The organism is Streptomyces niveiscabiei, assembly GCF_001419795.1.
Lineage (GTDB): Bacteria > Actinomycetota > Actinomycetes > Streptomycetales > Streptomycetaceae > Streptomyces > Streptomyces niveiscabiei.
This window is the reverse complement of record NZ_LIRL01001429.1, coordinates 1-1,131: the sequence shown is the minus strand read 5'-3', so window position 1 is coordinate 1,131 and position 1,131 is coordinate 1. Positions and strand designations below refer to the sequence as shown.

Here is a 1,131-nt window from a genome sequence, read left to right as displayed (position 1 = left end):
GGGGCGGGGTGAGGCCGAGGAGGTCGTACAGCTCGGCGCGCAGGCGGTCCAGGGCGCGGCCCCGGTGGGCGAACGCGGCGTCCGTCGCGGGGCCGGTGGCGCCGGGGCGGTAGGCGCGGAGGGCCTCCGGGAGCGCCGTCGTACGGCTCAACTCCGGTACCGCGCGCAGGAGTACGTCCATGGGGCTGCCCGGGATCAGCTCCGGGCCGCCGTCCGTCGCGGCGAGGACCGGGCGGTCGTCCAGCGCCGCGAAGTACAGGGCCGTCGAGCCGTGGTCGGTCACCAGCGCGTCGGCGGCGACCAGCGTCGACGCCCACTCCTCGCGGGGCGCGGCGAGGACCAGGCCCGCGTCGAGGGCGGGGGAGAGGCGTTCGGTGAGGTCGTAGGTGCCGAGGCGGCTGTGTTCGTTGGGGTGCACGATCAGGGCCAACTGGTACTCGTCGTACGGGAGTTGTGCGGCCAGTTCGGCGGGGAGGTCCGGGTGGCGGGACAGCAGGGACTCCGGGCCCCAGGTCGAGGTCAGGGCGAGGAGGGTGCGGGAGCCGGTGCCGAGCGCCGCGCGGTAGCGGTCGCGGAGGGTGCGGGAGGCGAGGAGGCGTTCGAGAGTGGGGTCTCCTACGACGCCGGCCCGGGTGGCCGCGTGCGGGGCGGCCGAGGCGAGGCGGGCGACCTGGCCCGGGTGGGCCATGGCGTGCAGGGCGATCGGGGCGCGGCTCAGGTAGACCGGGTCGAGTCCCGACGCCGAGTCTGCCGAGCCCTCCGCGCGGATCGTCTTGCTGAACCCCGCGCCGTGCGGCAACAGCACGTGCGTACCGGCCAGTTGGGCCAGCTCGCCCTTCGGGCTGGCGCTGACGACAAGGTCGTACACCTCCTCGCGGGCCTGCTCCCACGGGACGATCCGGCCGCCCAGGGCGTCGACGATGGCCAGCGCGTCCACGCCGAAGTCCGAGCCGGGGACGAGGGTGAAGCAGCGCGTGATCCTCGGGTCGCCGGCGAACACCGGGACGACGTCCAGGAGCCGGTACAGGGCGACCGCGGAGCGGGCCGCGAACAGCACCCTCGTCATGCCGGCCGCCCGGTGCCCGTCTCCACCTGGGGTGCGTAGGGCGTTTTCGCAGGTGGGGTGGGGGG

1 protein-coding gene is annotated in these 1,131 nt (G+C 75.4%); it reads right to left on the bottom strand.

Annotated features, from left to right (window positions below; genetic code table 11):
* Nucleotides 1–1,066: hypothetical protein (locus AOK24_RS44715; RefSeq protein WP_055725511.1), on the bottom strand; the 1,066-nt coding region annotated here is incomplete at its 3' end.
* Nucleotides 1,067–1,131: the final 65 nt, after the last annotated feature.